This window comes from Aquipseudomonas alcaligenes NBRC 14159, assembly GCF_000467105.1.
Taxonomy (GTDB): domain Bacteria; phylum Pseudomonadota; class Gammaproteobacteria; order Pseudomonadales; family Pseudomonadaceae; genus Aquipseudomonas; species Aquipseudomonas alcaligenes.
Map to the genome: position 1 here is coordinate 1 of NZ_BATI01000059.1, position 5,704 is coordinate 5,704.

3 protein-coding genes are annotated in these 5,704 nt (G+C 60.0%); all 3 read left to right on the forward strand.

The features are described from left to right. A partial coding sequence (locus PA6_RS21230; protein WP_021703056.1) for a type I secretion system permease/ATPase occupies nucleotides 1-1,638 on the forward strand: 1,638 nt, incomplete at its 5' end. A gap of 94 nt (nucleotides 1,639-1,732) precedes the next feature. Continuing rightward, nucleotides 1,733-3,148: an HlyD family type I secretion periplasmic adaptor subunit gene (locus PA6_RS21235; RefSeq protein ID WP_021703057.1), complete on the forward strand. Its 1,416-nt coding sequence runs from the start codon at nucleotides 1,733-1,735 to the stop codon at nucleotides 3,146-3,148. A 308-nt stretch (nucleotides 3,149-3,456) separates the two neighbouring features. Then, a partial coding sequence (locus PA6_RS24380; protein WP_043217267.1) for a calcium-binding protein occupies nucleotides 3,457-5,704 on the forward strand: 2,248 nt, incomplete at its 3' end.

Here is a 5,704-nt window from a genome sequence, read left to right on the forward strand (position 1 = left end):
TTCGCCCTGCTCACGCCGCTGTTCTTCCAGGTGGTGATGGACAAGGTGCTGGTGCACCGTGGCCTGTCGACCCTGGACGTGATCGCCATCGGCCTGCTTGGCATCATGATTTTCGAGACGCTGCTCAGCGGCCTGCGCAGCTATGTGTTCGCCCACACTGCCAGCCGCATCGACGTGGAGTTGGGCTCACGGCTGTTCCGCCACCTGGTGACCCTGCCGCTGGCCTACTTTCAGGCGCGGCGGGTGGGGGACTCGGTGGCGCGGGTACGCGAGCTGGAGAACATTCGCAGCTTTCTCACCGGCAACGCCATCACCCTGATCCTCGACGTGCTGTTCTCGGTGGTGTTCATCGCGGTGATGTTCTACTACAGCGGCTGGCTGACGCTGGTGGTGATCCTCTCGCTGCCGCTGTACTTCCTGATCTCTCTGCTAATCACCCCGGTGCTGCGCGCACGGCTCAACGAGAGCTTCGCTCGTGGTGCGGAGAACCAGGCCTTCCTGGTCGAAACTGTCAACGGCATCGACACCCTGAAAGCCATGGCGGTGGAGCCGCAGATCAACCGCAAGTGGGACAACCAGTTGGCCGGCTACGTGGCCGCCAGCTTCAAGACCCAGAATCTGTCGACCATCGCCAACGAAAGCGTGGGCTTTGTCGGCAAGCTGGTCACCGTGGCCACCCTGTGGCTGGGCGCGCGTCTGGTCATCGAGGGTGATCTGACGGTGGGCCAGCTGATTGCCTTCAATATGCTGGCCGGCCGTGTATCGCAGCCGATCATGCGCCTGGCTCAGCTGTGGACCAACTTCCAGCAGACCGGCGTGTCGGTACAGCGCCTGGGCGACATCCTCAACGCCCGCACCGAACTGTCCCAGGCTACCCGCAGCGCCTTGCCGCCGCTCAAGGGGCAGATCGAATTCGACCAGGTGCACTTCCGCTACCGCCCGGACGGCTCGGAGGTGTTGCGTGGCGTCAGCCTGCAAATCAATGCTGGCGAAGTGATCGGCGTGGTCGGCCGCTCCGGCTCCGGCAAGAGCACCTTGACTCGCCTGCTGCAGCGTCTTTACACCCCCGAGCGCGGCCGCGTGCTGGTGGACGGCATGGACCTGGCCCTGGCCGATGTCTCCTCGCTGCGCCGGCAGATCGGCGTGGTGTTGCAAGACAACATGCTGTTCGCCCGCAGCATCCGCGAGAACATCGCCCTGACCGACCCCGGCGCACCGCTGGAAGCGGTGATTCAGGCGGCCAAGCTGGCGGGGGCCCACGAGTTCATCTTGGAGCTGCCGGAAGGCTACGACACCGTGGTCGGAGAACATGGCGCTTCGCTGTCCGGCGGCCAGCGCCAGCGCATCGCCATCGCCCGTGCGCTGATCGGCAACCCGCGGGTGCTGATATTCGACGAGGCCACCAGCGCCCTGGACTACGAGTCCGAGCGAGTGATCCAGCAGAACATGCAGGCGATCTGCAAAGGCCGCACGGTGATCATCATTGCCCACCGGCTGTCCGCCGTGCGCGATGCCAACCGCATCGTGGTCATGGACCGTGGGCAGATCGTCGAGCAGGGCAGTCACGCCGAACTCCTCTGCCTCCAGGCCGGCCACTACTCGCGCCTGCACCGACTGCAGCAGGGCGGTGCCGCATGAGCATGAAAGCAGCACAAAACACCCCCCTCTCCCCCTGGGAGAGGGTTGGGGTGAGGGTGTCCTGCGTCACCTCGACTCCTGTGGGAGATCTTCGATGAGCGCCAAACGCGACCTCCTCAACCGCTACCGCAGTGCCTGGCGCCATTCCTGGCAGCGGCGCAAGGCCATGGATGCTCCCGCGCGGCTGAACCATGAAGTGCAGTTCCTGCCCGCCGCCTTGGCCCTGCAGGAAGCGCCGGTGCACCCGGCGCCGCGGATCATCCAGTGGACCATCATGGCCTTCGCCGTGCTGGCGCTGATCTGGGCCTGCGTCGGCGAGATCGACGTGGTCGCTACCGCCAGCGGCAAGATCGTGCCCAGCGGCAAGAGCAAGGTCATCCAGCCCAGCGAAGTGGCGGTGGTGAAAGCCATCCACGTCTACGACGGCCAGACGGTGAAAGCCGGCGAGCTGCTGGTAGAGCTGGATGCGCAGATCACCGGCGCCGATGTCGAACGTCTGAAAAGTGACCTGCTCGCCGCCCAGGTCGACAGCGCGCGTGCCAGTGCCTTGCTCGAAGCAATCCATAGCAACCAGCCCCCGGCCTCGCTGGCCAACCGTATTCCCCAGGCCACCGCACAGCAGCAGGCCTCGGCGCAGACCTGGCTGCAGGGCCAGTACTTGGAACTCCGGGCCGCCCTGGAGCAGGGCGATGCCGAGATCGCCCAGCGCGTGGCCGAGATCCAGGCTGCCCAGGCCTGGGTGGCGAAGCTGCAGGAGTCCCTGCCCATCACCCGCCAGCTGGCCGCCGACTACAAGCGCCTGCTGGATAAGGGCATCCTCGGCAAGCACGCCTTCCTCGAACGGGAGCAGCGGCGCATGGACCAGGAGCGTGAGCTGGCCATCCAGCAGGCCCGCGTCGTCGAACTCCAGGCCGCCAAGCTGGAGGCCGAGCGCCGTCGCCAGGGCGTGATCGCCCAGACCCGCCGCACCATGCTCGATCTGCAGCATGAATCCGAACAGCGCGGCGCTGCCCTGCAACAGGAGCTGGCCAAGGCCGAACAGCGCGACCGCTTGACCCGCCTCACCGCCCCGGTGGACGGCACCGTGCAGCAGCTGGCCATCCATACCCCGGGCGGAGTGGTTACCGAAGCCCAACCGCTGATGGTCATCGTGCCAAAGGACCAGCCGGTGGAAGTGGAGGCCATGCTGGAGAACAAGGACATTGGCTTCGTACGCGCCGGGCAGGAAGTCGAGATCAAGGTCGAGACCTTCACCTTCACCAAGTACGGCGTGGTGCACGGCACCGTGCTGAACATCTCCAACGATGCCATCGAGGACGAGAAGCTGGGGCTGGTGTACAGCACGCGCATACAGCTGAAAGAGAACAGCATCCAGGTCGGCGAGAATCGCATTGAGCTATCGCCGGGCATGGCTGTGCGGGCGGAAGTGAAGACGGATAAGCGAAAGGTGATCGATTACTTCCTGAGTCCGCTTAGGGAGTACCAGGATGAAAGTTTGTTGGAGCGCTAATCAAAGCTGGATTGATGTTTGTTGATATGTCAAGTGGTTTTGTTTGGTTTCATAATCAGGTCGTCTTGGTTTCTCGCAGGAGCGTTACTCTGGGTGTTGATGGGATAGGTATTTGTTCTATTGAGGGGGCTTGGATTTTGTTCTCGATGTAGATGGATGGGGCGCTAGCCTTTGGGAATTAAATATTTCAAGGAGATATTGTTTTGAGTGCGATAACTAAAGTTACTATGGATGGAACTAAGGTAACAGCCCATTATGATGATGGTAGAACTGTTACTAGTGACAGTGCAGATCCAAGTCATGTGGGCATGACTACCCAAGAAGCCTATGATACTTTTGAGTACTTGGATGAGGTGATGGAAAAAGCGCCGCTTCCTATGCCCTACAGTATTCTCAATAAACTTGATTTTTTTGATGACTTTTTTCAGGATTTTATTCCTGTTGTATATCTCTGGAAGAATCGGGCCGAGTTTGAAGAGCGAAGGCTTGCGTACTATGAGTCGATTAGCTCGAAGGTTAATACCGACTTTGAGTCTTCATTAAAAACTATATCGCCCATAGTTTTTGACCTTGATGGCGACGGTATTGAGACTATCGGTGCTGAAGGTCAAGTTTTATTCGATCATGATGGTGATGGTAATAAACATGGCTCCGGCTGGGTGAAGTCGGATGATGCTCTGCTGGTGCTGGATCGAAATGGCAATGGCAGCATCGACAATGGCCATGAGTTGTTTGGCGAGAACACTTTGTTGGCCGATGGCAGCAAGGCCAAGGATGGTTTCGAGGCCATGCAGGCTGTCGATAGCAACGCCGATGGCAAGCTGGATGCCAGCGATGCCGTATGGGCTGATCTGCGTGTATGGCGTGATCTGAATGGCGATGGCATCAGCCAGTCCGGCGAGCTGCTGACGCTGCAGGAAGTTGGCATCCAAAGTATCGGTACCGGCTCTGACGACAAGACCAAGGATCTGGGCAACGACAACCATATCGACGGCTTCGGCACCTTCCAGTGGGACGCCGCCCATGGCGGCGGCATCGGAGTGTCCGGTGATGTGTATTTCGAGGACAACCCCTTCTACCGCGAATTCGCTGATCCCATCGAGATTCCGGCAGAGCTGGCGGGCTTGGCCAATATGCGTGGTTCGGGGGCTGTGCGTGATCTGCGCGAGGCTGCAGCGACAAGCAGTGACCTGCAGCAGGCGCTGGCTGCCTATTCTGCTGCGGGGACTCGCCTGGAGCAGCAGGCCCTGCTGGATCAGTTGATTCGGGCTTGGGCAGATAGTGCAAATTTCCGCACGTTCGATGAGCGTGTTGGGGACATGGCCGAAGGCAAGCCTTACGACATTGAGTTTGGATATTCCTGGGAGCTTGATCGTCCCGAGTTTGCGGCGGGTTCTTCGGGGGGCGGCTCCGGTGGATCTATTGGTCTTTCGGAGGGCGACGCGGGCTCATCGCCAACAGCTGAGCAACTCAGAAGGAAAGAGTTGCTGGAGATGGTTCGAGTGTTGGAGGTGTTCAATGGCCAGTACTTCTTTGACTTCAAACCGACCAATGATGATGGTAAGGACGGCGAAGTCGGCGTGTCCTTCTCTGCAGGCGCTCAGGGGCGATCTGGTAGTGCGACTGGTGGCGCCGTGGCCACTGGCGGCACTTACTACCTAACTGAGGAAGACTTTTCCTTTGGCCCCAACCAGGAAAGGCATATTCGTGCGGCCTATCAGGCGCTGATGGACTCGGTCTATAACGGTCTGCTGTTGCAGACACGTCTCAAATCATATCTCGATGAGGTTGCTCTGGTCTTTACCAAAGACGGCGTGGCGGTGGATTTCAGTGGGGCACTGGACAAGCTTGCCCAGGTCCACGAGGGCAATCCTGTTAAGGGAGTGGTAGACCTCATCGAATTCGGTGTTGCAGTAGCGGGCACCGCCGGCTGGGCGGCTAACGAGCTGGCCATTACAGGCGAATGGGTCCGTCAGATGAGCCCATCGCAAGTTGAGGCGCTCAAGATACAGCTGGGGGCGCCCAGCAATGTGATTGTTGATTCGAGCACGAATAGCAGCCTTTTAGGGGGCTCGCTTACCGACTTTCTTTTCGGCGAAGCTGGTAATGACTCATTGACCGGTAATGACGGTGCCGACTTCCTGGATGGCGGAACTGGCGATGATCGCCTCTGGGGCAATGACGGCAATGATGTGCTGTTGGCCGGTGCAGGTAATGACCATCTGTACGGCGGCAATGGTAATGACCTGCTCGACGGTGGCATCGGCAATGACACCCTGAACGGCGATGCCGGCAGCGACGTGTACCGCTTCAGCCGTGGCTGGGGCCAGGACACGGTCAACAACAATGACAGCGGCACCGGCAAGGTGGATGCGATCGAGTTCGCTGCGGACATCGCGCCGAGCGACATCCAGATCACCCGCTCGGGCGATAACCTGATCTTGTCGCTGGTGGGCTCGACCGACAAGGTGACGGTGAGCAACTACTTCAACAGCGACGGTGCCAGCAACTACAAACTGGAGGAAATCCGCTTCGCCAATGGCACCACCTGGAGCA